Below are 26,172 nucleotides of genomic sequence, written 5' to 3' on the forward strand. Positions count from 1 at the left end.
TTCCCTGTTCAGGCACTGACCGTGTTCTCCAGCGCAAGTGGGCGCGGTCGCTGCTCTTCTATATCCCCGGTTCCGATGACAAGCATATCACCACAAAGCCGCAGCACGGCACCCTCGATCAGTCCGCGATCGAATAATTGCCGTGCACATTCCGCGCCAGATTCCAGCGCCGTGGCAATCTCGCTCCGCGACAATCCACCGACGTCTCGGGTGACGAGGCGCGCGCCGAGATCGCTGTCGGACTGAAGCTCATTTGCGGGTTGCCGGCCGATCGCGGGATGTCCGGGCAGATCGACGGCATTGGCGATAACAGTCGCGGATGCGTCGGCCTGCGACGCCGTTGCCGCCAGCACCGTCACCGCATCGGCAATGCCGAGTGAAAAGCTGCGGCCGTGACGGCCGCTGGTCGCGATACCGCGCACCGGATGATCCGCATCGACCCTGATGGCGCGCATCACGCCGTCGCGGTCCGGCCGATCCATCAGCCCCACCGAAAAATGCTCGCCCCGCCCGAGATGCAGCGCGATGTCGCCGCCATTATTGACGTAGACCCGGTCGAGCGACGCAGCGTCCAGCATCGCGCCGAGGATCTCCTCGGCCACGCTGCCGGCCACCGCCGCCATGGGTGTGATGAAACAATCAGCCGCATGAGGCGCGACAGCGGCGTGCATCCGACGTGCCACCACACCCTTTAGCGAAGTCAGTTTCTTGGCGGCAGCCCTCAGCTCCGGCAATTCCGCACAGAGCTCATCGAGCAGATCGGTGAAGCGGCGTGCCGCAGCCTGATAAGCTGCGCGCACCTCGTGCTCGCGCCCCCTCGCCTCAATGATCAGATCAATCGGTCCATCCTGCAAATGCAGCCGCCGGCCATCAGACAGCAATGCGATTTGCGGAAGCCGTGTCATGCCGACCGTCCCGGGATCGGGTTCTGCCAGGGCAGCTGACGGACATCGTCACCGCCCCTCACCTCGGACAGCGGCTTCACATAGTCCATGTGTCCGCCGAGCGCGGCATAGTCGGTCAATTTCATCGTGAATTCGATCGGCGCAACCAGCGCCGGCGTCGGCACGTAGCCGAACGCACCCGACGGCATCTGCGTCACGTCGACCATGTAGGTGATGCCGCCGCCCGGCCAGACATAGACCGGCGCGCCGCCGCTGGTGACGCGCGTCAGCGCATCCTTCACCGAGCGCGTTAGCCGCACCGGGTTGTCGGTGACCCCCGCGCGCAAGGAACCGCCAGCACCGGCCATGAACAGCACGGTGCACAGCGCGGGCTCGCAATTCTCCTGGATGCGCTCGACCGAGAACTTCAGGTCATCAGGCATCTCGGTCTCGACCGGCTTCAAGGCTTCGTCGAGCACGTAGTAAGAGGAATGCTCGCCGGTTGTGGAGACCATCAGCATCGAGAGGCCGGGCTTGGCCTCCTTGGCGTCGAACGGCCCAAGGATGGCCAGCGGATCGGAGATGTTAGTACCGCCCCAGCCGATGCCGGGATCGGCGACCTGGAAATAGCGGCCGGGCGTCGAACGCCGGCCCTTCATCTTGATGCCGGTGTCGGCGATGTCGAGCAGCTTGCCGGCCTGATGCTCGCTGAGCACGCCGGTGATGTGATCGTCGACCACGACGACTTCATCGACCTTTCCGTGCCATTGCTTGGCGAACATGCCGATCGTCGCCGAGCCGCAGCCGACGCGCATGCGCTCTTCTTTCGCGCCGTTGACGATCGGCGGCTGGCCAGCCTGCACCACGACGCTCGCTCCGCCGTCGATCGTGAGCTCCACCGCCTTGCAATTGGCGAGGTCCATCAGCGTGTCGCAGGTGACGCGGCCCTCCTTCTTGGAGCCACCGGTGAGATGATGCACGCCGCCGAGCGACAGCATCTGCGAGCCATATTCACTGGTCGTGACGTGACCAACCGCCTCGCCCTGCGCGCGCACGGTCGCGGTTTCCGGACCGAGATAGCGATCGGTGTCGATCTTCACCTTGATACCGCAATAGGAGAAGATGCCCTCGGTCACCACGGTCACCATGTCGACGCCATCGATCTCGGACGAGACGATGAACGGCGCCGGCTTGTAATCCGGATAGGTCGTGCCCGCGCCGATTGCGGTCACGAAGGTCGAGGGCTCATGGACGATCTTGCCGTCCCAATCCTCGGTGCGGCTGAACGGCACCAGCTTGCCGCCCTGCGACACCGTGCGTTCGAGGATGATGTGCGGATCGACGCGGACAAGCTTGCCGTCGTGGTTGGCATAGCGGTCGCAAGCGCCCGCCGCGCCCGGCTTGATGTAGCACATCACCGGACAGGCATCGCAGCGGATCTTGTCGATGACAGCGCTCGTTGTTTCCATCACCATGTCAAAGCCAGCAGACATTGCGGTTATCATTCGTATACGAACGATGTTGCGCGCGGTCCTGAGTGCTGTCAAGCGGCGCCGCGCGCGAAAACTGCGCCTGCCGAATAAAACCTCATTTGCCTCCCGGCCTTGTCCACAAAGCGGGCAGTTGCACTGCACTGCGTCATGGCCGCTTGCACGTTTGTGTACAAACGGTATCGTCGCGACGTACCATTTGGGCGGTCACAGGGTGTGGGAACGAGGATGACGCAGGCACCGATCCGCCTTACCGTGAACGGCAGGATCCACGAAGTCACGGCAGAGCGCCAGACGCCGCTGCTGTTTGTGCTGCGCAATGATCTCGGACTCAACGGCCCGAAGTACGGATGCGGCCTGGGTGAATGCGGCACTTGCACTGTCCTGATCGATGGTGCGGCCGCGCGCTCGTGCGTCATTCCATTGGCCGGCTGCGCCGGGCGCGACATCGTGACGCTCGAAGGGCTCGGAACGCGCGACAAGCCTGATGTGGTGCAGCAGGCCTTCATCGCCGAGCAGGCCGCGCAATGCGGCTACTGCCTCAGCGGCATGATCATGACCACCAAGGCGCTGCTTGCGATCAACCCGCAACCAACCGAGCAGGAAGCGCTCGCGGCGCTGCGCTACAACCTCTGCCGCTGCGGCACGCATGTGGAAATCCTGCGCGCAGTGATGCGCGCATCGGGCCAGCTCGCCGAGGCCGGTGATTGATGGCCTCTCCGCATCCGAACGGAGCTGAGCGGGGCTCGCTCGTCGTCGTCCGCACGGTGGACGAAGTGACATCCGAAACTTTCGTGCGGATCACCGCCGATGGGTCGGTGAGCGCCTATAACGGCCATGTCGATCTCGGCACCGGCATCCGCACCGCACTCGGCCAGATCGTCGCCGAAGAGCTGGACGTCTCCTTTGCCCGCGTCGTCGTGGTGCTCGGCGACACCGCCATCGTGCCGAACCAAGGCGCGACAATCGCGAGCGAGACCATTCAGATCACGGCCGTCCCACTGCGCAAGGCCGCGGCGCAAGCGCGTCACTTCCTGATCGCGCGCGCGGCGGAGCGGCTGGAGCTGCCGATCACGGAGCTGACGGTCGAGGACGGTCTCGTCCGCGGCCATAATCGCAGCGTCAGCTATGGCGAGCTGATTGGCGGCGAGACCATTCGCCTCGAGCTTGCCGATGACACCGCCGTCAAGGCCGTCGGCGACTACGCCATCGTCGGTCAGTCGATGCCGCGCGTCGACCTTCCCGCAAAGGCCACGGGTGAGCTGACCTTCGTGCACGACGTCAGGGTATCAGGCATGCTGCACGGCCGCGTGGTGCGCCCGCCCTACTCCGGTGTCGATGCCGGCCCGTTCGTCGGCACCAGCCTGATCGCGATCGACGAAGCTTCGGTGCGCGACGTCCCCGGCCTCGTGACCGTCGTCCGCATCGGTGATTTCGTCGGCGTGGTCGCCGAACGAGAGGAGAATGCAATTCGCGCGGCCGAGCAGCTCGCGGTGACCTGGAAGCCGACGCCTCAACTTACCGATGTAGCCGATGTCGAGACAGCGCTGCGCGCCAATCCATCGATGCCGCGCACGCTGATCGACAAGGGCGACGTGGATGCGGCGATCTCAGGCGCGGCCAAGCCGATGCAGCGCACCTATGTCTGGCCGTACCAGATGCACGCCTCGATCGGCCCGTCCTGCGCGGTCGCCGATTTCCGGGACGGCAATGTCCGCGTCTGGTCGGGCACGCAGAATCCGCATCTGCTGCGCAGCGACCTCGCCCTCCTGATCGAGCGTCCGGAGAGTGAGATCGAGGTTATCCGGCTCGAGGCCGCAGGCTGCTACGGCCGCAATTGCGCCGATGACGTCAGCGCCGATGCGCTGCTGCTATCGCGCGCGGTCGGCCGGCCTGTGCGCGTGCAGTTGACGCGGGAGCAGGAGCACGCCTGGGAGCCCAAGGGCGCCGCGCAGCTCATCGACGTCAATGGCGGCCTCGATGCCGACGGCGGCATCGCCGGCTACGATCTCGCCACGCGCTATCCGTCGAACGCGGCACCGACGCTCGCGCTGCTGCTGACCGGCCAGAATCTCGCCTGAGCCTGACGTACTCCAGATGGGCGACCGCACCGCGATCCGCCCTATGATTACGACCACATGCGCGTCGTGGCGCACGACATGGCGCCGATCGTGCGCGCCTCCTGGTTTCGCGGCGTCTCGGCGCTGCCGAACACCTTTGCGCATGAATCCTATATCGACGAGGCGGCGACCGAGGCCGGTGTCGATCCCATCGAATATCGCCTGCGCTACCTGAAAGACCAGCGCGCCGTCGATCTCGTCAATGCGGTGGCCGAGCGCGCCGGCTGGAGGCCGCGGCCGGTCCGCGAAGAGAAAGACGGCGAGATCGTGCACGGGCGCGGCTTTGCCTATGCGCTCTACGTTCACAGCAAATTTCCGGGTTACGGCGCGGCCTGGTCGGCGTGGGTCGCCGACGTCGCGGTGAACAAGACGACCGGCGATGTCAGCGTCACCCGCGTCGTCGCGGGGCAGGACTCCGGCCTGATGATCAATCCGGACGGCGTGCGCCACCAGATCCAGGGTAACGTCGTCCAGTCCACCAGCCGCGCGTTGATGGAGGAGGTTTCGTTCGAGCGCGGCGCAGTGGCGGCGCGGGAATGGGGCGCTTACCCGATCATCTCCTTCCCCGACTTGCCCAAGATCGACGTGCTGATGCTGCCGCGGCCGGACCAGCCACCGCTCGGCGTCGGCGAGTCCGCCTCGGTCCCGAGTGCGGCGGCGATTGCGAACGCGATCTTCGATGCCACCGGTGTGCGCTTTCGCGAGCCGCCGTTCACCCCGGAACGTATCCTCAGGGGATTGCACGGCGATGTGCCGCCGACGCGGCAGCCCCTGCCCTCCCCCGCTGCGCCGCCGCCGTCGCGCATCTGGGAAAATCCCTTCGCCAAGCGCGCCGGCATTTTCGCAACAATCGCCGCCGTCTGCACCGCCGCGATCGGTATCGGTGCGGCGCTTTTGCCCGGGCGTGCCATTGCGCCCATCGCGCGGCCCGACGCATCGGTCTATTCCGCCGCGACAATCGCGCGCGGCCAGCAGCTTGCGGCGCTCGGCAATTGCGCGGAGTGCCACACCAGGCCCACGGGCGTGCTCAATGCCGGCGGTCGCGCATTGGAGACGCCGTTCGGCACGATTTATTCGACCAACATCACCCCAGACGTCGAGACCGGCATCGGCGCCTGGTCGTACTCCGCTTTCGAGCGCGCGATGCGCGATGGACTGCATCGCGACGGACGGCAGCTCTATCCCGCGTTCCCGTACACGCATTTTTCGAGAACTGATGATGCCGACATGCAGGCGCTCTACGCCTATCTGATGGCGCAGCCCGCGGTGCGCGCGAGGGCTCCGGCGAACAAGCTGGCCTTCCCCTTCAATCTGCGCCCGCTGCTCGCAGGCTGGAACGCGCTGTTCCACCAGACCAAAGAATTCAAGCCCGATCCCGCGAAATCCGAGCAGTGGAATCGTGGCGCCTATCTGGTCGAGAGCCTCGGCCATTGCAGCGCCTGCCATTCGCCGCGCAATGCGCTCGGCGCCGAACAGCGCCAAGCCTATCTCGCCGGCGGCTTTGCCGAGGGCTGGGAGGCGCCGCCGCTGACCTCGCTCTCGCATGCGCCAATTCCGTGGAACGAGGACGAGCTGTACGCCTATTTACGCACCGGCCATTCGCGCTATCACGGCGTCGCTGCCGGCCCGATGGCGCCTGTTGTCAGGGATCTCAAAGCGCTGCCCGACGCCGACGTCCGCGCGATGGCGGTCTATCTCGGCTCGTTCAACGACACTACGGCCGACGCGCCCGCACTGGCAGCAAGGCTGGAGAGTGCAACGCAAGTCACCGTCGCGTCCTCGACCGGCGCACGGCTCTATCAGGGCGCCTGCGCGGTCTGCCACGAGGTCGGCGGTCTGCCGCTGTTCGGCAGCCGTCCCTCGCTCGCGCTCAACAGCAATCTGCACAGCGCGACATCGGACAATCTCGTGCAGGTTATTCTGCACGGCATCGCTGAGCCCGCATCGAGCGAGCTCGGCTACATGCCCGCGTTCGAGGGCAGCATGAGCGACGCCCAGGTCGAGGAGCTCGTCAGCTTCCTGCGCAATCAGTTCGCGCCCGACAAGCCGGCCTGGACCGGCGTGCGCGAGACCGTCGCGCGCATCCGTGCGTCAGCACGTTAGCTCTTGCTATTGGAGCATAACCTTGTCGGAAAACCGCTTGGCACTTTTCCGGGTCACCCTCACGCGTGCTTCTTCACGTCCACCGGCGGCGTGCCGTGGGTGTGGAAGGACTCGATCGTTTTCAATCCCCAGGCCTGGCCCTTCTTGCGCTCTTCTTCGGTCCACATGATCGGCTTCCAGTCCGGCGCGAGGATGAGGCGCGCGCCGGCGTTGGCGACTTCGACGCGGTTGCCGCCGGGCTCGTAGACATAGAGGAAGAAGGTCTGCTGGATCGCGTGCTTATGCGGACCGGTCTCGATGTGCACCCCATTCTCCAGGAAGATGTCTGCAGCGCGCAAAATCTCCTCGCGGCTGTCGAGCGCGTAGGTGACGTGGTGGAAGCGGCCGGGCGTGCCGGAATGATCGAGCGAATAGGCGAAGTCGTAGCTTTTGTTCGACATGGTCAGCCACATCGCCGCTTCGCGGCCGTCATTGAGCACGATCTGCTCGGTGAGGCGGCAGCCGAGATAGTTCTCGAAGAACTCCCGGTTGGCCTTGATGTCGACGGCGAGACAGTTGAGATGATCGAGCCGGCGGACATTGACACCGCGCGCGGGAAAGCGCTGCGCCTGGTTCTTGAGTGCCGGTTTGAGCTCCGGCGGCGCCTGATACCATTCGGTCTCGTAATAGAGCTCGACGACGTGGCCGTCGGGGTCGCGGCAGCGGAAGGTCGGCCCCTGCCCCATGTCGCCGTCGATCCAGCCGATGTCGAAGCCCGAGCCTTTGAGCGCGGCCACGCGCCGCTCCAGCGCCTGCTGGCTGCGCGCGCGCAGCGCCATGTGCTCCATGCCTGAGGTCTTCGACGCCGTCAGCTTCAGCGAATACCGCTCGTAATCGTCCCAGCCGCGCAAGTAAACCGACTCGCCCTTCTGTCCGCTTACCGTCATCCCCATGACGTCGACGAAGAATTTCAGGCTCTCGTCGGGCTTCGGCGTCAGCAGTTCCATGTGGCCGAGATGAGCGAGATCGAAGATCGGTTCGGGCTGCATGGGTTCCTCCAAAACGGCGCTTGCGATCCGTCTCCTGGATCGCGCAATCCGGCGCAAGGTGCAATTGGCGCATGCGCCGGGGCTGCACCGAGGCCGACGGGTTCATTTGTACTAATGTACAAATGATTAGGTCCCGTCAACAAACGAAGGCACGCCTTTGTCGCGAGGAGCGCCGCGGCCGCTGTGAACGGCCGGCCCCGAACAGCGGACGGACTGCCCGAATGGTAAAATCTTCCTTAATCCGTTTCGGCCGCGGAAGCTCAACAATGCAGCATTTTCCGGCCGATTCCGCCGACAAGCATGCATTTGGAACAAACCTACCGACCGAATTGTCGCAGATTTAACAAAGCCTCCGCGCCTGCCGTTTAACCGTTTGTGCAGCCCCGCCTCGCATAGTCAGGGTTAAACTCCTCGGACTTTCCAGGTTCATCCATCGTGACATCCTTTGGACGCGTGATTTCGGTACGCGGATCGCTCGCCCGGGTCGGGCTTCTGGCGGAAAGCCAGCTGCCGGTCTCGGAGGTTCGGGCCACCGTCGGCCGCTTCGTCAGCATCCGCTGCGCCAGCTCGGTCATCGTCGCCATGATCACCGAGGTGTCCTGCGAGAACTTGTCGAGCCCCGACTACATTGCGATCGCCTCGGTCGACCTGCTCGGCGAGATCCTTAATGCCGCCGACAAGGCCAAGTTTCAGCGCGGCGTCACCAACTATCCGACGATTGGAGATTCGGTCGACCTGATCACCAGCCAGGAGCTGCGCACCATCTACGCGCCGACCGGGTCGGACCAGATCAATGTCGGCTTCCTCCAACAGGACCGTTCCGTCGTCGCCTATGTCGATATCGAGGAAATGCTCTCCAAGCATTTCGCGGTGCTGGGGTCGACCGGCGTCGGTAAATCCACCGGTGTGTCGCTACTGCTCAACGAGATCCTGAAAGCGCGGCCCAACCTGCGCATCTTCCTGCTCGACGTGCACAACGAATATGGCCGCTGCTTTGGCGACCGCGCGCTGGTGCTCAACCCGAGAAACCTGAAGCTGCCGTTCTGGCTGTTCAATTTCGAGGAAATCGTCGACGTGCTGTTCGGCGGACGCGCCGGCGTGCCCGAGGAACTCGACGTCCTCGCCGAAGTGATCCCGATCGCCAAGGGCATCTACACGCAATACCAGAACACCGATCGCCTCGGCCTGAAGCGCATCGACCCCAAGCAGATCGGCTTCACCGTCGACACCCCGGTGCCGTACCGTCTGGTCGATCTGATCTCGCTGATCGACGAGCGTATGGGCAAGCTGGAGAACCGGTCCTCGCGCATCATCTATCACAAGCTGATCTCGCGCATCGAGGCGGTCCGCAACGATCCGCGCTACGCCTTCATGTTCGACAACGCCAATGTCGGCGGCGACACCATGGCCGAAGTGATCAGTCATCTGTTCCGCCTGCCCGCCAACGGCAAGCCGATGACGGTGATGCAACTCGCCGGCTTCCCGGCGGAAGTCATCGATTCCGTCGTTTCGGTTCTTTGCCGCATGGCCTTCGATTTCGGCCTGTGGAGCGACGGCGTCTCGCCGATGCTGTTCGTCTGCGAGGAAGCGCACCGCTACGCCTCCGCCGACCGCAATATCGGCTTCGGTCCGACCCGCAAGGCGGTGTCGCGCATCGCGAAGGAAGGCCGCAAATACGGCGTCTATCTGGGCCTGATCACGCAGCGCCCCGCAGAGCTCGACGCCACGATCATCTCCCAGTGCAACACGCTGTTCACGATGCGTCTTGCCAACGACCGCGACCAGGCGCTGCTGCGCGCCGCGGTGTCGGATGCGGCCGCGAATTTGCTGTCCTTCGTGCCATCGCTCGGCACCCGAGAGGTGCTGGCGTTCGGCGAAGGCGTCGCACTGCCGACGCGGCTGCGTTTCAAGGAGGTGCCGCCGCATCAATTGCCGCGCGGCGAAGCCACCATCTCGAGCGTGCCTTCGGTCACCTCCGGTCACGACATGCATTTTGTCGGCGCGGTGCTCGAGCGCTGGCGTGGCGCGACCTCGCAGCGCGACGTCCCGAACGACCCGGTGTTCCAGGCGCCGCCGGCCAAGCGCTGGCGCCGGCCGAGACGCCGATGCTGCAGCCCTCGTTGGGCCTCGATCCGGACCGCTTCTCGCTGCTGAAGAAGCCGCTGCGGTAAGGGACCAGCACCGCTTCCTCAAATTCCTTGTCATGCCCCGGCTTGACCGGGGCATCCAGTACGCCGCGGCCTCTCGATTCAATCACTTCCGTCTCTGGAATACTGGATCGCCCGATTAAATCGGGCGATGACAGCGCGCGTGGGGCACGTTGAGCCCGCCTCCCGCTTCGACTATGGTTGCCGGCCCCAAGCCGGAATCCATGCCCATGACAAAGCCCGCGCAACGCTTCCCCGCACCCGCTCTGGACACACTTCCTGACGACATCCGCACGCGTCTGCTCGCCGTGCAGGAAAAGAGCGGCTTCGTGCCCAACGTGTTTTTGACGCTGGCCTACCGGCCCGACGAGTTCCGCGCGTTCTTCGCCTATCACGACGCGCTGATGGAGAAGGACGGCGGGCTCACCAAGGCCGAGCGTGAGATGATCGTGGTGGCGACCTCCGCGGCCAACCAGTGCCAATATTGCGTGATCGCCCATGGCGCGATCCTGCGCATCCGCGCCAAAAATCCCGTGATCGCCGACCAGGTTGCGATCAACTACCGCAAGGCCGACATCACGCCGCGCGAGAGGGCGATGCTCGATTTCGCGATGAAGATCTCGGCGGACGCGCAGCGGATCGCCGACGAGGATTTCGCAAGCCTCGGCCCCCATGGCTTCAGCGACGACGACATCTGGGACATCGCCGCGATCTCGGCCTTTTTCGCGCTGTCGAACCGGCTGGCGAATTTCACGGGCATGCGGCCGAACGACGAATTCTACCTGATGGGACGTCTGCCGAAAAAATGACGGAACTCGACTGGCCCGAAATCCTGCTGCGCCTCGGCGTTGCGACGCTTGCGGGCAGCGCGATCGGGCTCAACCGCGACCTGAATGGCAAGCCGATCGGGCTGAAGACGCTCGGCATCGTCGGCCTCTCCACCGCGACAATGGTGCTGCTCGCACTGCAACTCGCGGAGCCCGGCAAGGCCGCCGATGCGACGAGCCGGGTCATCCAGGGCATCCTCACCGGCATCGGCTTCCTCGGTGCCGGCGTCATCGTCCATGAGAGCGAGCGGTTTCGTGTCCGCGGCCTGACCAGCGCCGCCTGCACCTTCCTTGCCGCCTGCCTTGGCGTGGTCTGCGGTGACGGGCAATGGAAGATCGTCGCGGTTGCGCTGGCGCTGGCCTTCGTCTTGCTCACGGTCGGCCTCCGTATCGAGCGCCGCGTGCATCGCATGCTCGGCGGCAAGGCCGAGCCACACGAGGACCATCGGCAAACGTAAGCGGCCTTTGCTCAAATCTTCCGCTCGCATATCGGTCTGAAGCGCTGATAATTGCTCCCAGTACAGTGCTTTGCGGTGGTCGCTGGTTCGATTGCCGCTCGGACCTGAGAGGCATGATGAACAGCAGTGCTCCCGACGCCGGCGACACCGGCAGTCGTAAAGGATGTCCGCTCAAAGCAACGGCGAAGCGGCCTCAAGATGGAGCGATTGCTGTCCTCGCGCCCCGCAACATCCGAAGTGATCCCGCCGGGATATTACCTGCGGCACGGAAAGGCGATGTCGCTAGTGCTTCACCATCAGCGGAAGCGCCGGCGCAAACCGCTCGGCGAAGGTCAATGCCCTGGCCTGGTAAACTGCGGCAAACGAGGCAGAGATTCCGGCCGAAGCCACTGCGAGCATGGCAATTACGAAAACCAGACGGCGCATTTTCGCCTCCTGTGTGAGCTCGAAGCACAACAGATGGGCTAGCTCTGTTTCAGGACGGTTTCGTCGGCGCGGAAAATGATGTCGCTCAAGCGGCTGTGATCGAATTCGGGCCGCGGGCCCTGACCAACTCATAAGGGTCGCGACTGACAAGGGCGCGACTGATGCGAGCGCCCGCGCCTCAATCGTCCGACGCCGGGCCGCACCAGCCGGGCAGATAGATCGCATCCTTGCTCTTCGCTGCAGCCAGCGCCTTCTCCAGCGCCTTGTCGAAATCGGCATCTACCGCCTTGCGCGTCAGCTTGCGGCGCAGGAAATCCGCCCAGAGAAACTCGGAGAATGGCGTGGTGTCCTTGGCGAAGCCGCCCATGCGGCGAAGCTCGCCGGCAAGGCTGCGGTAGGGATCGTCCTTGAGGTCGGCGACCGATTTCGGCAGATCGCGGAACGGACGGCGCTCGCCCTTGGCGTCGTAGGGATAGACCCAGCGCTTGTTGTCCATCACGCCCCAGAACGCTTCGCGGTCGACCATGCGGAGATCGCCGACCACCGTGATCAGCACCTGCTTGATGCCCTCGTCATGCAGCGCGCGGCCGAGATGATGGTGATCGATGACGTAGTAGCGCCCGTCCGGCCCGGCGACGACCGGGATCATATGGGTGCCAAGCAGGTCGGACTGCTTCTTCTTGCCGTGCTCGCGCCAGCGCCTGCGCTTCTCCTTGACCTCGCGCATGCCGACCGTCATCTGCGTCGGCCGAAGCGACAGGATCGACACCGGGTGCACTCTCGGCTCGCGCGCGTTGGGGGTCATGATCGACGGCCTCTCATCTGGTGCCAGCCAGTGGTCTGGGTTCCCGATTATGCCATGGGCCTTGTGGCGGCAACATGCATTCGGCGCGGACAGCACCGTTGCTCTGGCTGTTGTTGCAGCGCAACTCGCGCGTCCCTGGCGCCGGGATGACAACCCGCTCCGACAATCGTCGCGGCGCGCAAGACGGCGCGCGAAAAATGATCAGAGGATGGTGCGAATGCGCAATGCACGTGCGCGTTGAGAAGATTTTCTGCAACCCCCGTGTCGCCTATGCTATCTAAAAATCGCTGCTTCGGAGTAATTGCCGCCCCATGACATCCCAGCGGCCCATAACCTCGGATGACGAGCACCGGGTGCTCCAGTTCAGGCCGCGCACGACGCCCTCCCCGGTGATCCACCGGGGCGGCGGCATCGTACAGCCGCTGCACGCAACCACTCCCGAACCGCTCGATCTGTCCCGTTACGAACAGCCCCGCGATCAGCCGGACGACTTCCGCCATCGCATGCTCGCCAATATCGCCGCGCTCGCCTTCACCATCGCGCTGACCGCGATCGGGATTTGGCTCGCCGTCAGCATCGCCGATATGCGCCGGACCCAGGATTGCGTGCTGATGGGCCGGCGGGACTGCGTCAAGGTGACGACGCCGCACATCTAGGCAGGGCCTTGTCGACAGGTCGTGTCGACGGCCTTGGCGCCGGAAGCCGGCAGGTCCTCCCAGCTAGGCTCCCGGACCGGCGTCCCCAGACCTGTCCCCACCCGGTCCGGCTCCATTGAACTCGGGGCGGCGCTCCGATATACGGGCTTTCGACCCGGCCAGAGGGGGTGAGGGCGTCACTCGGGGCGCGATGCCCGCCCGCCGTTCCACTCTGGACCACCTGACAAATACCAACAATATATCAAAGGCTTAGTGATGTCCTCCACATTCGATCAGGTCGCTACGATCATCGCTGAAACCTGCGACATCCCGCGCGACACGATCACGCCGGATAGCCATGCCATCGATGACCTCGGCATCGACAGCCTCGATTTCCTGGACATCGCGTTCGCGATCGACAAGCAGTTCGGCATCAAGCTGCCGCTGGAAAAGTGGACCCAGGAAGTCAACGACGGCAAGGCGACCACCGAGCAATATTTCGTGCTGAAGAACCTGTGCGCGCGCATCGACGAGCTGGTTGCCGCCAAGGGCGCGAGCGCCTGATCGGGCGATCATGCAACTCGAATACTTCCACATGATCGATCGCATCGTCGACCTCAACGTCGACGAGAAGAAGATCGTCGTCGAGGCCCAGGTTCCCAAGGAGAGCACCATCTTCGAGGGGCACTTCCCGGGCTATCCGCTGATGCCCGGCGTGCTCCTGATCGAATCGATGGCGCAGGCCTCGGGCTGGCTTCAGCTCGGCGTGCTCAAGTTCGAGCGCATGCCGATCCTGGCCGCCGTCAAGGAGGCCAAGGTGCGCGGCTCGGTTTTACCCGGCGAGCTCATGAGCATCGAGGCGAGCCTCGTCCACGAAGGTTCGGGCTACGCCATGACCGAAGCCAAGATCAGGGTCGGCGGCAAGCTGCGCGCGAATTCGGCGCTCACCTTCACGCAGATTCCTTTCCCCAATGCGGATATGCGCGGCTATATGGATTCGTTCGCCAAGCGCATCGGCTTTCCGCAACAGGCCGTCTCCCCATGACCGACACCGCTTCGAAGCCGGACCAGACGGAAGTCTGGATCACCGGCATTGGTCTTGCCACCTCGCTCGGCGAAGGTCTCGACGCCAATTGGGCCGCGCTCCAGGAGAAGCGCATCAATGTCGACGAGAAGGGCTTTGCGCCTTTCATCGTGCACCCGCTGCTGCCTGTTACCTTCGACAGCCAGATCCCGAAGAAGGGCGACCAGCGCCAGATGGAAGCCTGGCAGCGCATCGGCGTCTACGCCGCGGGCCTCGCGCTCGACTCGGCGGGCATCAAGGGCAACAAGGATATCCTGTCGAAGATCGACATGGTCGTGGCCGCCGGCGGCGGCGAGCGCGATCTCAACGTCGACACCGGCGTCCTGACCGCCGAAGCCAAGGGCGCCAATGCGCCCGGCTTCCTCAACGAGCGGCTGATGAGCGATCTCCGGCCGACGCTCTTTCTCGCCCAGCTGTCCAATCTGCTCGCCGGCAACATTGCCATCGTCAACGGTCTCGGCGGCACCTCGCGCACCTTCATGGGCGAAGAGGTTGCGGGCGCCGATGCCGCGCGCATCGCGCTGTCGCGCATCGCCTCGGGCGAGAGCGACATTGCACTCGTCGGTGGCTCGCATAACGGCGAGCGTAAGGACCTCATGGTCCTCTACGAATTCGGCGACTTCAATCTAAAGGACAAGTTCGCTCCCGTGTGGGCGCGCAAGGACCACGCCGGCTTCGCGCTCGGCTCGGCCGGCGCTTTCCTGGTGCTGGAGTCGAAGGCGCACGCGGAAGCGCGCGGCGCAAGACCGTTCGCAAAGCTGTCGAGCGTCGTGACGGACCTCGCCCGCCGCAAGCAGGGCGGCGACATGGAAGCGACGCTGGAGAAGCTCTGGGCCAAGCTGCCGAAGCGCGATGGCAAGGGCGCGATTATCTCGGGCGCAACCGGCGCGGAGCCGGCGACGTCGGAGGAGCGCACGTTCCTGAAGAAGCACGCCGACTTTCCGGTGCGTTCGACCGGCACCATGTTCGGGCACACCATGGAAACGCAATTCCCGCTCGGCATTGCGCTCGCGGCGCTCGCGATCTCGCGCGGCGCGCTGTTCCCGCCGAACGATACGACCGAAACCGAGATTGAAATGCAGGGGGCGCCCACCCAGATTGTCGTGGTGGGAGCCGGACACTGGCGCGGCGAAGGCATGGCGCTGGTCGAGGCGGTTTAGCTCATTGCTTGGGGGACACATGACTGCACCACGCGACAAACTCGGGCGTCCCGTTGTCGTCGTCACCGGTATGGGCATCACGACTTCGCTCGGCGCCGGCAAGGCCGACAATTGGTCGAAGCTGGTCGCCGGTGAATCCGGCATTCGCACCATCACGCGCTTTCCGATCGACGGCCTGAAGACCACGATGGCCGGCACCGTCGATTTCGTCAGCGTCGATCCGTTCTCCTCCACCGGCCTCTCCGAGCGCATGGCGGAACTTGTCACCCAGGAAGCCCTCGAACAGGCCGGCATCGGCGCCAAGGGCGATTTCCCGGGTCCCCTCTTCCTCGCGGTTGCGCCGGTCGAGGTCGAGTGGCCGCAGCGTCGCGAGCTTGGCCGCGCCGTGGGCGCGCCCGACTTCACCTATGACGATCTCTTGCGCATCTCCGGCGGCGGCAAGTACAGCGCCTATCATCACCGCTTCATGTTCGGCTCGGTGGCCGCCCATCTTGCCGAGGCCTTCGGCACCAAGGGCTCGCCGATCTCGCTGTCGACGGCGTGCGCGTCCGGAGCCACCTCGATCCAGCTCGGCGTCGAGGCGATCCGCCGCGGCGAGACCGATGCCGCGCTGTGCGTCGCAACCGACGGCACCGTGAATCCGGAGGCGCTGGTGCGCTTCTCGCTGCTCTCGGCGCTGTCGACCCAGAACGATCCGCCGCAGGCGGCCTCCCGCCCCTTCTCCAAGAACCGCGACGGCTTCGTCATGGCCGAAGGCGCCGGCGCGCTGGTGCTGGAGAGCTATGAGGCGGCGACCGCGCGTGGCGCAAAAATCCTCGGCGTCATCGCCGGTTGCGGCGAGCTCACCGATTCCTTCCATCGCACCCGCTCGTCTCCCGATGGCAAGCCGATCATCGGCTGCATGAACAAGACGCTGGCCGATGCCGGCATGACGCCAGACCAGATCGACCACATCAACGCGCACGGCACCGCGACGCCCGAGAACGACAAGATGGAGTACAACACGACATCGGCCGTGTTCGGCGATCTCCTGCAGAAGATTCCGGTCACCTCCAACAAGTCGATGGTGGGTCATACCATCTCGGCCGCGGGCGCGGTCGAGGCGATCTTCTCGCTGCTCACGCTCGAGCATCAGCGCATTCCGCCGACCATCAACTACGACAATCCGGATCCCACGATCCTGTTCGACGTGGTCGGCAACAAGGCGCGCGACGCCCGCGTCACGGCTGTGATGTCGAATTCCTTCGGCTTCGGCGGCCAGAACGCCTCGCTGATCCTGACCCGCGAACCGGCCTGACCGGACGCATGGCGCTGCTTCCTGCGAGCACGAAGGCCCGCGCGCGGGAAGCCGCCAAATCGATCGGCGGCGGCCTGATCGGGGCTGCCACCGTCGGCATGCTGCGCACCACGCGCTATTTCGATCCGGTCAAGACCTCGGACTTTTTGCGCGCGTCACCAAGCTGATCGGCCCGCGCCTGCGCGAGCACCGCATCGGCCGCGCCAACCTCACCGCGGCGTTTCCAGAGAAGTCTCCCGAGGAGATTGAGCAGATCCTGATGGGCGTCTGGGACAATCTCGGCCGGGTCGGCGCCGAGTTCGCCCACATGGACCACGTCTGGGATTACGACCGCGCCCATCCCGAGAACAGCCGGGTCGAGCTGCCCAAGCGCAGCATCGAGCTGTTCGACCAGATCAGGGACGACGGCAAGCCGGCGCTGATCTTCACCTCCCATCTCGCCAATTGGGAATTGCCGGCGATCGCCGCCGTCGCGCATGGGCTGGACGCTGCGATCCTCTACCGTCGCCCGAACATCGCCTCCGCCGACCGCATCATCCAGGAGATGCGCCAGGTCAACATGGGCACGCTGATCCCCGCGGGCCGCGACGCGCCCTTGCGGCTCGCGCAGGCGCTGCAGGACGGCAAGCATGTCGCCATGCTGATCGACCAGTATCTGACCGGCGGCGTCGAGGTCACCTTCTTCGGCCGCAAGACGCGCGCCAATCCGATGCTGGCGCGCCTGCTCCGCCAGGTCGAATGCCCGATCCACGGCGTGCGCGTCATCCGCAAGCCTGCCGGCCGCTTCGCCGCCGAGCTGACCGAAGAAATCCCGCCGGTGCGCGACGCCGACGGCAAGATCGACATCCAGGCCACGACGCAGGCGATCACCGACGTGGTGGAAGGCTGGGTGCGCGAGCATCCCGAGCAGTGGTTGTGGCTGCACCGCAGGTGGCGGTAGTTACGCGTCATTGCGAGGAGCGACGCGACGAAGAGTGTCTCCGCGGAGAGATTCTGGATTGCTTCGCTTCGCTCGCAATGACGGGGGCGGCCCTCAGCGCCCCGTCTTCACCTTCGTCCACAGCCGGTTGATGATGCGCTGGGTGGCGGGATCGCGGGCGGTGATGACGAACAGTTTTGCGAGCATCGCCTCGTCCGGATAAATGTTCTTGTCGTTCAGGATTTTCGGATCGACCAGCTTCTGGCTGGCGAGGTTGCCGTTGGCGTAGGACAGGAAGTCCGAGTTCTTGGCGGCAACCTCGGGGCGATAGAGATAGTTGATCAGCTCGTAGGCTTCGCTGACGTTCTTCGCGTCCGCTGGGATCGCCAGATTGTCGAAGAACATCTGCGCGCCCTCCTTCGGGATCGCATAGCCGATCTCGATGCCGCTCTTCGCTTCAGCCGCACGTGCGCGGGCCTGCATGATGTCGCCGGACCAGCCGACCACGAAGCAGATCTCGCCGGTGGCGAGCGCGCTGAGATATTCGGACGAGTGAAATTTCCGCACCGAGGGACGGATCTTGGCAACGAGATCGGCGGCCTTCTCCAGGTCAGCCTGCTTGATCGAGTTCGGATCGAGCCCGAGATAGTTCAGCGCCGCCGGAAAGATGTCGTCGGCGGAGTCGAGCATGTGCACGCCGCAGTCTTTGAACTTGGCGAGGTTCTCCGGTTTGAAGACGATGTCCCAGCTGTCGATCCTGGCGTCGGGCCCGAGGATCTGCTTCACCTTGGCGACGTTGTAGCCGATGCCCGTCGTGCCCCACATATAGTTCACGGCAAACTCGTTGCCGGGATCGTAGGTCGCGAGATTCCTGGTTACCATCGGCCAGGCGTTGGCGAGGTTCGGCAGCTTCGACTTGTCGAGCTTCTGGAAGATGTTCGCCTTGATCTGGCGCTGCAGGAAATAGGCGGTGGGCACCACGACGTCGTAGCCGGACTTGCCGGCCATCAATCGCGTCTCCAGCGTCTCGTTGGCATCGAAGGTATCGTAGACCACCTTGATGCCGGTCTCCTCGTGAAGGCCTCGAGGACGTCGGGCGCCATGTAGTTCGACCAGTTGTAGAAGTTGACGACCCGCTCTTCGGCGCCCGCGGGAGGCGAGAGCAATGTCAGCGCCGCGGCAATTGCAAAACCAAGGCAAAGGCTGACGCGGCTGACGTTCGTCATCTCAAATCTACCTCTTGCGTCCGCGCACCGCGTCGGACAGCCGCTCCAGCGCGGTGTCCAGCGTCTGGTCCTTCTTGGCAAAGCAGAAGCGGACCACCGAGGTCACCGGGTCCTGCTCGTAAAACGCCGAGACCGGGATCGCGGCGACCTTGTAGTCTTTCACGATCCGCCAGCAGAACTCGGCATCGCTCTCGTTGAGCCCGAGCGGCGACAGGTCGACGGTGAGGAAGTAGGTGCCCTGCGACTTCAGCACGGGGAAGCCGAGGCTCTCCAACCCCTTGGTCAGGCGGTCCCTGCTCCGGGTCAGATCGCGGCGCATCGACAGGAAGTACTCGTCGGGCTTGCCGAGGCCATAGGCGACGGCGGCCTGGAGGTTCGGCGCGGTCGTGAAGGTCAGGAACTGGTGTACCTTGGCGGCGACGCGCAAGAGCGGCGGTGCGGCGCAGACGAACCCGATTTTCCAGCCGGTCAGCGAGAAGATCTTGCCGGCCGAGCCGACCTTGATGGTGCGGTCGCGCATGCCGGGGATGGTGATCAGCGGGATGTGCTTGTGCTCGTCGAAGGTGACGTGCTCCCAGACCTCGTCGCAGATCGCGATGACGTCGAACTTTTGGCAGTAGCGCGCCAGCAGTTCGAGGTCCTCGCGCGGATAGACCACCGCAGAGGGGTTCAAGGGATTGTTGAACAGCACCGCCTTGGTCTTTGAATTGAAGACACTTTTCAGCATGTCCTCGTTCAGCCGCCAATGCGGCGGCTCGAGGCGCACGAGCCGCGGAATGCCGCCGGCCTGACGGATGATCGGCAGATAGGAATCATAGACCGGCTGGAAGCAGACCACTTCGTCCCCGGGCTGCACCACCGACAGGATCGCCGAGGTCAGCGCCTCGGTGCCGCCGGAGGTCACCATCACCTCGCTCATCGGATCGAGCTTGAGGTTGTGCCAATGGCCGTAGTGGGTCGCGATCGCCTGGCGCAGCTCCGGAATGCCCATCATCGACGGATACTGGTTGTAGCCGTTGAGCGAGGCGTCGGCCGCGGCGCGGCGGATGTCCTCAGGGCCGGGATCGTCGGGAAAGCCCTGGCCGAGATTGATGGCGTTGTTGTCGCGCGCGGCCTGCGACATCGCCTCGAAGATGGTGACGGGAAGGTCGGCGAAGACCTTGTTCAGCGAAGAGCTCTTGGTCATCGCGACGTCAGCCACCAACCTTGCTGGGGAGACCCGCCGCCTTCCAGCCGAGCATGCCGCCGGCCAGATGCTTGTCGTAAGGCAGGCCCGCGGCCTGTGCCGCGAGCGAGGCGGTCACCGAGCGCTTGCCCGAGCGGCAGGCAAACACGACCTCTTTGCCTTGCGTATCCGGAATCGCCGTGGGATCGAAGGTCGAGAGCGGCACGACCACGCCATAAGGGTAGGCTTCGGCCTCGACCTCGTTCGGCTCACGAACGTCGACGACCAGATAGCGGCCCTCCGCGACACCCTTGGAAACCTCCTCGGGGGTCAGATCCTGTACTTGATTTGCCACATCATCCTCCAACGTCGCGGGCGGCTGCCGGTCGAACCCGGCCGCCGGGCAACCTCGCCTCTCAGGCACTGAAAATCAAGCGCTACAAAGGCTTGAGCTGCCTTGCGCAAGTTAAAGCTAAATCGCAGCGGCTTGAAGCGCGCTTTGAATCCAGCCTCTGGACCGTCAGCCTTAAATCGTCACCTGCGTGCCGACCTCGACCACGCGGCCAGAGGGGATCTGGAAATAGTCGGTGGCGTCGTTGGCGGAGCGGCTCAGCGAGATGAACAGCCGGTCCTGCCAGCGCGGCATGCCGGAATGGGCGGCGGGCTTCAGCGCCCGCCGCGACAGGAAGAACGAGGTCGACATGATGTCGAACTGCCAGCCGAGCTTGCGGGCGATCGCCAGCGCCTTCGGCACGTTGGGCGATTCCATGAAGCCGAACTTCAGCGTCACCTTGGAGAAGGTCGGGCTGATCTGCTCCAGCTTGACGCGCTCGGCCGGATCGATGCGCGGGGTCTGCGCGGTCTCGATGGTGAGAATGACGTTCTTCTCGTGAAGCACCTTGTAGTGTTTCAGGCTATGCATCAGCGCGGTCGGCGCGCTCAGGGGATCGCTGGTCAGGAACACCGCGGTGCCGGGCACCCGCTGCGGCGGCCGCTTCTCCAGCATCGCCACCAGGTCGGCGAGCGGGAATTCGAGCTTGCGCGACTTCTCGAATAGCAGCCGGCTGCCGCGCCGCCACGTGTACATCATGAGGATCATGAGTGCGCCGAGTGCCAGCGGCACCCAGCCGCCCTCGAACACCTTGAGCAAATTGGCAGCCAGGAAAGTCAGGTCGAGGAACAGGAACGGCGCGATCAGGGCGGCCGCCCACCATGGCGACCACTTCCAGGCCTTCCAGATTACGATAAAGCCCATCAAGCCGGTGACGACCATCGTGCCGGTCACGGAGATCCCGTAGGCCGAAGCCAGTGCGCTGGAGGAGCGGAACAGCAGCACCATCATGATCACGGCGACCAGCAGCAGCTGGTTGATGCGCGGGATGAAGATCTGGCCGGAATGAGCTTCAGAGGTATGGCGAATTTCGAATCGGGGCAACAGCCCGAGCTGGATCGCCTGCCGCGTCAGCGAATAGGCGCCGGTGATGACGGCCTGGCTCGCGATGACGGTGGCGGCCGTGGCCAGCACGACCATGCAGCCGCGAATGACGCCTTGCGGGAACAGCTGGAAGAACGGGCTCTCGATCGCACCGGGATCGCCGAGGACGAGAGCGCCCTGCCCCAGATAGTTCAGCGCCAGCGACGGCAGCACGATGAACAGCCAAGCGGTCTGGATCGGCCGCTTGCCGAAATGGCCGAGGTCGGCATAGAGCGCCTCGGCGCCGGTCACGGCCAGGAACACGGCACCCAGCGTCACGAAGCCGATGATGCCGTGGTGGAACATGAAGGACACCGCGTAGAACGGGTTCAACGCGAACAGCACCTGCGGCTGCGCGATGATCGGATGGATCGCCGCTACCGCGATCATCGCGAACCAGACGCACATCACGGGTCCGAAGAACGCCGCAACGCGGGCAGTGCCGCGCGATTGCACGGCGAACAGGACGACCAGGATCACCACGGTCAGCGGGACGATATAGGGCTCGAACCGCAGCGTGACGTCCTTCATGCCTTCGAGGGCCGAGAGTACCGAGACCGCCGGCGTGATCACGGCATCGCCGTAGAACAGGGCGCCGGAGATGATGCCGAGCAGGACGATGGTCGCCCCGCCGGTGCCGACCGCGCGCTGGGCCAGCGCCATCAAGGCCAGCGTGCCGCCCTCGCCGTTGTTGTCGGCGCGGAGCAGGATCACGACGTATTTGAGCGTCACCACGACGATCAGCGCCCACAGGATCAGGGACACCACGCCGAGAACAGCCGCCGAGGTTGGCGCGCCTTCCGCGCCCGAGGCCGCCATCACCGCCTCGCGGAACGCGTAGAGCGGGCTGGTGCCGATGTCGCCATAGACCACGCCGATGCTGCCGAGCGTCAGCGCACCGAAACCGGCGGTGGTGTGGGCGTCTCCATGCCCATTGGCCGCCGCCGTTTCCGGGGCGGGAATTGCTATGTCACTTGTCATGGGAGAGCCTGGTGGCCTCAAAAAATGCTTCACTGCACAACGGCGGAGGAGCGCGCGCGGCTTATAGTCCCGCGCTGATGGCATAGCCTAGCCCGATTTTGGGCCATTGGCATGCAAAATCCACATAGGTCCGCCAATTGCGGTCCGATGGAAGCTTCAGATGGTGACCTGGGTTCCGACTTCAACCACCCGCCCGGTCGGAATCTGGAAATAGTCGGTGGCGTCATTGGCCGAGCGGCTGAGCGCGATGAACAGGTGATCCTGCCAGAGCGGCATGCCCGACTGCGCCGACGCCTTCAGCGAGCGCCGTGACACGAAGAACGACGTCGACATGATGTCGAACTGCCAGCCCTGCTTGCGCGCGATCGCGAGCGCCTTGGGCACGTTCGGCTGCTCCATGAAGCCGAAGCGCAAGCGGACCTTGGAGAACTTCTCGCTGATCTTCTCCATCTTGAAGCGCTCGGAGAGATCGACCCGCGGCGTGTGCGCGGTCTCGATGGTCAGGATCACGTTGTGCTCGTGCAGCACCTTGTTGTGCTTGAGATTGTGCAGGAGCGCGGTCGGGACGAAGGCGGGATCGCTGGTCAAAAACACCGCGGTACCTTTGACGATGTGCGGCGGCCGCTTCTCCAGGCTGCGGATCAGATCGTCCAGCGGCACCTCGATCCGCCGTGTCTTCTGGATCAGAATTCCGGTGCCGCGCCGCCAGGTCCAGATCGTCCCTGCCATCGCCACACCAAACAGCAGCGGCACCCAGGCGCCTTCGAGCAGCTTCAGCAGGTTGGCGCTGAAGAAGGTCATGTCGACCATGACGAAGGGCAGGATCACGACCGCGGCTGTCGCGGCGCGCCAGTTCCACAATTTCCAGATCACCACAAAACCCATGATGCCATCGGCAACCATGGTGGTGGAGACCGCGATGCCATAGGCCGAAGCCAGATTGCTGGGCGTGTGGAACAACAGCACCAGCAGCATCACGCCAATCAGCAGCAGCCGGTTGACGCGCGGCAAATAAATCTGACCGGCATGGCTCTCGGAGGTGTAGCGCACCTCGAAGCGCGGCAAGAGACCAAGCTGCACCGCCTGATAGACCAGCGAATAGGCGCCGGTGATCACCGCCTGGCTCGCGATCACCGTGGCTGCGGTTGCAAGGCCGACCAGCGGCAGCAAGAGATGCTCCGGCACCATGCGATAGAAGGAATGCTCGATCGCACTTGGATCGGACAACACCAGTGCGCCCTGCCCGAAATAATTGATCAGCAGCGACGGCAGCACGAAAAACATCCAGGCCGACTGGATCGGCTTGCGGCCGAAATGGCCGAGGTCGGCGTAGAGCGCTTCGCCGCCAGTTACGGCGAGGAAGACCGCGCCGAGCGTCACCAGACCGATGGTGCCGTGCGAGAGCAGGAATTGGAACGCATAATAGGGATTGATCGCGGCCAGCACGGACGGATCGTCGGCGATGTGAATGACGCCCAGCACCGCCAGGACGGTGAACCAGATCACCATCACCGGCCCGAAGGCCGAAGCCACCAGCGCGGTCCCCTTGCTCTGGACCGCGAACAGCAGCACCAGGATCAGCACCGTCAGCGGCACGACATAATGCTCGAACGCCGGCGTCGCGAGCTTGAGGCCGTCGACCGCCGACAGCACCGAGATTGCCGGCGTGATCATGGAATCGCCGATGAACATGGAGGCGCCGACCACGCCGAGGGCGAGCAGGAACCAGCTCCGCCGCCCCAATGCGCGTTGGCCGAGCGCCATCAGCGAGAGCGTGCCGCCCTCCCCGTTGTTGTCGGCCCGCAGCAGCAGCAGGACATATTTAGCGGTGACGACGATCAGAAGCGCCCACAGGATCAGCGACAGCACGCCGAGCACCATGATCCGCGTCACCGGCTCGCCGTGGGCCGCGCCCCTGACCGCCTCGTGGAACGCGTAAAGCGGCGAGGTGCCGATGTCGCCGAAGACGACACCGATGCTCCCGAGCGTGAGGGACCAAAAGCCGGAGGTGACCGGCCCTTCCTGGGTCTCGGTCGATGTGATGCTCGCCGTCATGAGGGTGGAAAACGCTTCGTACCTGGAATTGATCCGGCGCCTTTTGACGGTTCCGGCCCGCCTGTCAATCGGCTCCCCACCATAGCAGGCGCGAAGCGAGATGCTGTGACGGCGAGGCCACGTTCGTCGCTTTCGCGACGAATAGCCTCAGGTAAAATGGTAGCGCAAGAAGTTTAGGGCTTCAAGTTGGGCGGCAGCGGCGGATCTTCACGCATCAAGGTGATGGTGACGCGGCGGTTCGCCGCCAGCGACGGATCGTCCGGGAACAGCGGTTGGGTGTCCGCCTTGCCGGCGACGGCGAAGACATGCGACGGCGGCAAGCCCTCGCGCTCGAGGATCTGGCGCACGGCGTTGGCGCGGTCGGCCGAGAGGTCGAAGGCGCCGTAATCGCTGCGGGTCGGCACGAAGCCGGCCGCCGTGTGCCCGGCGATGGAGACCCGCAACGGGGTCGCCTTGAGGGGAACCGCGAGCTTCTCGATCAGGCGGCGGGTGCGGTCGTACGGCACCTTGGAGCCGTCCGCGAACATCGAGCGACCGTCCTGGTCGACGATCTCGAGATTGAGCCCCTCCTTGGTCTCTTCGAACATGATGTGCTTGGACATCTCGGTCAGTTCCGGCATGTCCTGCAGCGCCTGTCGCAGCGAGGCCGCGGCGAGCGCGAAGTTGCGATCGACCTTGATCTTGGCGCCGGACGTCCTGTCGCGATCCTCCTGGTCCGGCGTCGGCGTGTTGGAGGCCTCCTCAGGCTGGATGTGGTCGACGTTCTTCAACCGCGCGCGGGTCGGCAGGCCGTCGGATTCGATGATACCGGCGTAGCGCGCTTCGCTCTGGACGCCGAAGGCCTCGCGCATGGAGCCTGCGACGACCTTCAGCTTGTTGGCGTCCTGGGTGGAGAACGCGACGAGCATCACGAAGAAGCTCATCATCAGCCCCATCAGGTCGGCGAAGGTCACGAACCAGCCGTGCCCCCCTCCGTGTGCATCGCCACGCTTCTTCTTGGCCATGACCTAAATCCCGGCGTCCGGCCTCAAGCCGGAACCGGCTCGCCTTCGACGTGGCGATGCTTCTCCGGCAGGTACGCCAGGAGCATTTCACGCACGAGCGTCGGGCTCTTGGAGTCGCGGATCATCAAAATGCCGTCGATGATCAACGTGCGGTTGGTCTCTTCGTCCAACAGCTTGCCATGCAGCTTGTCGGCGATCGGGATACAGAACAGGTTTGCGACCAGTGCGCCGTAGAGCGTCGCGAGCAGCGCGGTCGCCATGAACGGGCCGAGCTTGGAAGGGTCGGTCATGTTGGCGAACATCTGCACCATGCCGATCAGCGTACCGACCATGCCGAAGGCAGGAGCGCAATCGCCGATGGCGCGATAGATCTTGCTGCCCTCGTCCAGATGCATGAGGAAATTGTCACGATCGCGCTCGAGATTGTCGCGGATGAAATCGAGGTCGTAGCCGTCGGCGACGAAACGGATGCCCTTGGCGAGGAACGGCTCATCGGTCTCGACCTTTTCGAGGCCGACCGGACCCTGCTTGCGGGCAATCTCGGCGATGCGGGCGAGCTCGTCGACGAGATCATGGGCCGACAGACGGCTCATCGTGAAGGCGAACTTGGCGCCGAGCGGCAGGCCGTGCATCAGCGCCGAGAGCGGAAAGCGGATCATGGTCGCGGCGGTCGATCCACCGAAGATGATGATCATGGCATGCTCGGAGACGAACATGTGAAGATCGCCGCCCAGCAGCATCATCGTCGCGATGACAACAATGCCCGCCACGAGGCCGACGCCCGTCATGATATCCATGGGAGACTCCAACGCGTACGCGACAACGGCCATCCTGGCCGATGGTGCGGCCCAACCCCGAACCGCATCGGAAACCCTAGAGAGCCG

General features: G+C 64.5%; 19 protein-coding genes and 4 pseudogenes. 11 read left to right on the forward strand and 12 right to left on the reverse strand.

Annotated elements, in window-relative coordinates:
- Positions 1-8: 8 nt before the first annotated feature.
- Positions 9-905, reverse strand: a complete 897-nt coding sequence (locus tag ACTGJ9_RS28525; protein WP_456673782.1) for a UPF0280 family protein — start codon at positions 903-905, stop codon at positions 9-11.
- Complete coding sequence (locus tag ACTGJ9_RS28530) at positions 902-2,359, reverse strand: 6-hydroxynicotinate reductase (protein WP_456678658.1); 1,458 nt, start codon at positions 2,357-2,359, stop codon at positions 902-904. The genes ACTGJ9_RS28525 and ACTGJ9_RS28530 overlap by 4 nt, the downstream gene beginning before the upstream one ends.
- A 243-nt stretch (positions 2,360-2,602) precedes the next feature.
- Between ACTGJ9_RS28530 and ACTGJ9_RS28535 the strand changes: the two genes are divergently transcribed.
- Together ACTGJ9_RS28535 and ACTGJ9_RS28540 are read left to right on the forward strand one after the other, a co-directional pair.
- Positions 2,603-3,085 (forward strand): (2Fe-2S)-binding protein, encoded by a 483-nt coding sequence (locus ACTGJ9_RS28535; protein ID WP_456673783.1) that lies wholly within the window; start codon positions 2,603-2,605, stop codon positions 3,083-3,085.
- Positions 3,085-6,597, forward strand: a pseudogene (locus ACTGJ9_RS28540) (molybdopterin cofactor-binding domain-containing protein). Before ACTGJ9_RS28535 ends, ACTGJ9_RS28540 begins: the two are co-directional and overlap by 1 nt.
- 59 nt (positions 6,598-6,656) lie before the next feature.
- Here ACTGJ9_RS28540 and ACTGJ9_RS28545 read toward each other — a convergent pair.
- Entirely contained in the window at positions 6,657-7,625 is a 969-nt protein-coding gene (locus ACTGJ9_RS28545; RefSeq protein ID WP_456673784.1) for a catechol 2,3-dioxygenase, read from the reverse strand.
- Positions 7,626-8,060: 435 nt separating this feature from the next.
- On the opposite strand from ACTGJ9_RS28545, the pseudogene ACTGJ9_RS28550 reads away from it, so the two are divergent.
- From ACTGJ9_RS28550 to ACTGJ9_RS28560, 3 genes and pseudogenes are all read left to right on the forward strand, one after another.
- A pseudogene (locus tag ACTGJ9_RS28550) lies at positions 8,061-9,796 on the forward strand (ATP-binding protein).
- A 206-nt stretch (positions 9,797-10,002) separates the two neighbouring features.
- On the forward strand, positions 10,003-10,581 hold the full coding sequence (locus tag ACTGJ9_RS28555; RefSeq protein ID WP_456673785.1) for a peroxidase-related enzyme: 579 nt from the start codon (positions 10,003-10,005) through the stop codon (positions 10,579-10,581).
- On the forward strand, positions 10,578-11,057 hold the full coding sequence (locus ACTGJ9_RS28560) for an MgtC/SapB family protein (RefSeq protein ID WP_456673786.1): 480 nt from the start codon (positions 10,578-10,580) through the stop codon (positions 11,055-11,057). Before ACTGJ9_RS28555 ends, ACTGJ9_RS28560 begins: the two co-directional genes overlap by 4 nt.
- Before the next feature lie 282 nt (positions 11,058-11,339).
- Here ACTGJ9_RS28560 and ACTGJ9_RS28565 read toward each other — a convergent pair whose 3' ends face one another.
- Both ACTGJ9_RS28565 and ACTGJ9_RS28570 read right to left on the reverse strand, forming a co-directional pair.
- Complete coding sequence (locus ACTGJ9_RS28565; RefSeq protein WP_456673787.1) at positions 11,340-11,483, reverse strand: hypothetical protein; 144 nt, start codon at positions 11,481-11,483, stop codon at positions 11,340-11,342.
- Positions 11,484-11,661: 178 nt separating this feature from the next.
- Complete coding sequence (locus ACTGJ9_RS28570; protein ID WP_456673788.1) at positions 11,662-12,288, reverse strand: ParB-like protein; 627 nt, start codon at positions 12,286-12,288, stop codon at positions 11,662-11,664.
- 311 nt (positions 12,289-12,599) lie between these two features.
- Here ACTGJ9_RS28570 and ACTGJ9_RS28575 point away from each other — a divergent pair, with 311 nt between their 5' ends.
- The 6 genes and pseudogenes from ACTGJ9_RS28575 to ACTGJ9_RS28600 all read left to right on the forward strand — a co-directional run bounded on the left by ACTGJ9_RS28575 (position 12,600) and on the right by ACTGJ9_RS28600 (position 17,404).
- A complete protein-coding gene (locus ACTGJ9_RS28575) occupies positions 12,600-12,944 on the forward strand; it encodes a hypothetical protein (RefSeq protein WP_456673789.1) in 345 nt (114 codons plus the stop codon).
- A 255-nt stretch (positions 12,945-13,199) separates the two neighbouring features.
- Positions 13,200-13,487 (forward strand): acyl carrier protein, encoded by a 288-nt coding sequence (locus ACTGJ9_RS28580; RefSeq protein ID WP_007592476.1) that lies wholly within the window; start codon positions 13,200-13,202, stop codon positions 13,485-13,487.
- Positions 13,488-13,497: 10 nt separating this feature from the next.
- On the forward strand, positions 13,498-13,968 hold the full coding sequence (locus ACTGJ9_RS28585; protein WP_456673790.1) for a 3-hydroxyacyl-ACP dehydratase FabZ family protein: 471 nt from the start codon (positions 13,498-13,500) through the stop codon (positions 13,966-13,968).
- Positions 13,965-15,167 (forward strand): beta-ketoacyl-ACP synthase, encoded by a 1,203-nt coding sequence (locus tag ACTGJ9_RS28590; protein ID WP_456673791.1) that lies wholly within the window; start codon positions 13,965-13,967, stop codon positions 15,165-15,167. Before ACTGJ9_RS28585 ends, ACTGJ9_RS28590 begins: the two co-directional genes overlap by 4 nt.
- Positions 15,168-15,186: 19 nt before the next feature.
- Entirely contained in the window at positions 15,187-16,464 is a 1,278-nt protein-coding gene (locus ACTGJ9_RS28595; protein WP_456673792.1) for a beta-ketoacyl-ACP synthase, read from the forward strand.
- An 8-nt stretch (positions 16,465-16,472) separates the two neighbouring features.
- Positions 16,473-17,404: pseudogene (locus ACTGJ9_RS28600) on the forward strand (lipid A biosynthesis lauroyl acyltransferase).
- A 93-nt stretch (positions 17,405-17,497) separates the two neighbouring features.
- Here ACTGJ9_RS28600 and ACTGJ9_RS28605 read toward each other — a convergent pair.
- The 7 genes and pseudogenes from ACTGJ9_RS28605 to ACTGJ9_RS28635 all read right to left on the reverse strand — a co-directional run bounded on the left by ACTGJ9_RS28605 (position 17,498) and on the right by ACTGJ9_RS28635 (position 26,085).
- Positions 17,498-18,609: pseudogene (locus ACTGJ9_RS28605) on the reverse strand (polyamine ABC transporter substrate-binding protein).
- A gap of 7 nt (positions 18,610-18,616) precedes the next feature.
- Positions 18,617-19,795, reverse strand: coding sequence for an aminotransferase (locus tag ACTGJ9_RS28610; protein WP_456673793.1), 1,179 nt, complete (start codon positions 19,793-19,795; stop codon positions 18,617-18,619).
- Positions 19,796-19,802: 7 nt separating this feature from the next.
- Positions 19,803-20,129 (reverse strand): rhodanese-like domain-containing protein, encoded by a 327-nt coding sequence (locus ACTGJ9_RS28615; RefSeq protein WP_456673794.1) that lies wholly within the window; start codon positions 20,127-20,129, stop codon positions 19,803-19,805.
- A 171-nt stretch (positions 20,130-20,300) separates the two neighbouring features.
- Entirely contained in the window at positions 20,301-22,229 is a 1,929-nt protein-coding gene (locus ACTGJ9_RS28620) for a potassium transporter Kup (RefSeq protein ID WP_456673795.1), read from the reverse strand.
- Between the two features lie 156 nt (positions 22,230-22,385).
- The gene (locus ACTGJ9_RS28625) at positions 22,386-24,284 is read right to left on the reverse strand and encodes a potassium transporter Kup (protein WP_456673796.1); all 1,899 of its coding nucleotides are present in this window, start codon (positions 24,282-24,284) and stop codon (positions 22,386-22,388) included.
- Between the two features lie 173 nt (positions 24,285-24,457).
- Positions 24,458-25,288 (reverse strand): flagellar motor protein MotB, encoded by an 831-nt coding sequence (locus ACTGJ9_RS28630; RefSeq protein WP_456673797.1) that lies wholly within the window; start codon positions 25,286-25,288, stop codon positions 24,458-24,460.
- 23 nt (positions 25,289-25,311) lie between these two features.
- Positions 25,312-26,085 (reverse strand): motility protein A, encoded by a 774-nt coding sequence (locus tag ACTGJ9_RS28635; protein ID WP_456673798.1) that lies wholly within the window; start codon positions 26,083-26,085, stop codon positions 25,312-25,314.
- Between the last annotated feature and the right edge of the window lie 87 nt (positions 26,086-26,172).

Origin of the sequence: Bradyrhizobium sp. RDM12 (genome assembly GCF_051917485.1) — a bacterium.
GTDB lineage: Bacteria > Pseudomonadota > Alphaproteobacteria > Rhizobiales > Xanthobacteraceae > Bradyrhizobium.

Bases quoted from the DNA above. Each gene is read 5' to 3' on its own strand.
- ACTGJ9_RS28565 (WP_456673787.1), bottom strand. From the start codon at position 11,483: ATGCGCCGTCTGGTTTTCGTAATTGCCATGCTCGCAGTGGCTTCGGCC.
- ACTGJ9_RS28560 (WP_456673786.1), top strand. From the start codon at position 10,578: ATGACGGAACTCGACTGGCCCGAAATCCTGCTGCGCCTCGGCGTTGCG.
- ACTGJ9_RS28590 (WP_456673791.1), top strand. From the start codon at position 13,965: ATGACCGACACCGCTTCGAAGCCGGACCAGACGGAAGTCTGGATCACC.
- ACTGJ9_RS28585 (WP_456673790.1), top strand. From the start codon at position 13,498: ATGCAACTCGAATACTTCCACATGATCGATCGCATCGTCGACCTCAAC.
- ACTGJ9_RS28535 (WP_456673783.1), top strand. From the start codon at position 2,603: ATGACGCAGGCACCGATCCGCCTTACCGTGAACGGCAGGATCCACGAA.
- ACTGJ9_RS28555 (WP_456673785.1), top strand. From the start codon at position 10,003: ATGACAAAGCCCGCGCAACGCTTCCCCGCACCCGCTCTGGACACACTT.
- ACTGJ9_RS28630 (WP_456673797.1), bottom strand. From the start codon at position 25,288: ATGGCCAAGAAGAAGCGTGGCGATGCACACGGAGGGGGGCACGGCTGG.
- ACTGJ9_RS28580 (WP_007592476.1), top strand. From the start codon at position 13,200: ATGTCCTCCACATTCGATCAGGTCGCTACGATCATCGCTGAAACCTGC.
- ACTGJ9_RS28530 (WP_456678658.1), bottom strand. From the start codon at position 2,359: ATGGTGATGGAAACAACGAGCGCTGTCATCGACAAGATCCGCTGCGAT.
- ACTGJ9_RS28545 (WP_456673784.1), bottom strand. From the start codon at position 7,625: ATGCAGCCCGAACCGATCTTCGATCTCGCTCATCTCGGCCACATGGAA.
- ACTGJ9_RS28525 (WP_456673782.1), bottom strand. From the start codon at position 905: ATGACACGGCTTCCGCAAATCGCATTGCTGTCTGATGGCCGGCGGCTG.
- ACTGJ9_RS28635 (WP_456673798.1), bottom strand. From the start codon at position 26,085: ATGGATATCATGACGGGCGTCGGCCTCGTGGCGGGCATTGTTGTCATC.
- ACTGJ9_RS28570 (WP_456673788.1), bottom strand. From the start codon at position 12,288: ATGACCCCCAACGCGCGCGAGCCGAGAGTGCACCCGGTGTCGATCCTG.
- ACTGJ9_RS28620 (WP_456673795.1), bottom strand. From the start codon at position 22,229: ATGACAAGTGACATAGCAATTCCCGCCCCGGAAACGGCGGCGGCCAAT.
- ACTGJ9_RS28575 (WP_456673789.1), top strand. From the start codon at position 12,600: ATGACATCCCAGCGGCCCATAACCTCGGATGACGAGCACCGGGTGCTC.
- ACTGJ9_RS28610 (WP_456673793.1), bottom strand. From the start codon at position 19,795: ATGACCAAGAGCTCTTCGCTGAACAAGGTCTTCGCCGACCTTCCCGTC.
- ACTGJ9_RS28595 (WP_456673792.1), top strand. From the start codon at position 15,187: ATGACTGCACCACGCGACAAACTCGGGCGTCCCGTTGTCGTCGTCACC.
- ACTGJ9_RS28625 (WP_456673796.1), bottom strand. From the start codon at position 24,284: ATGACGGCGAGCATCACATCGACCGAGACCCAGGAAGGGCCGGTCACC.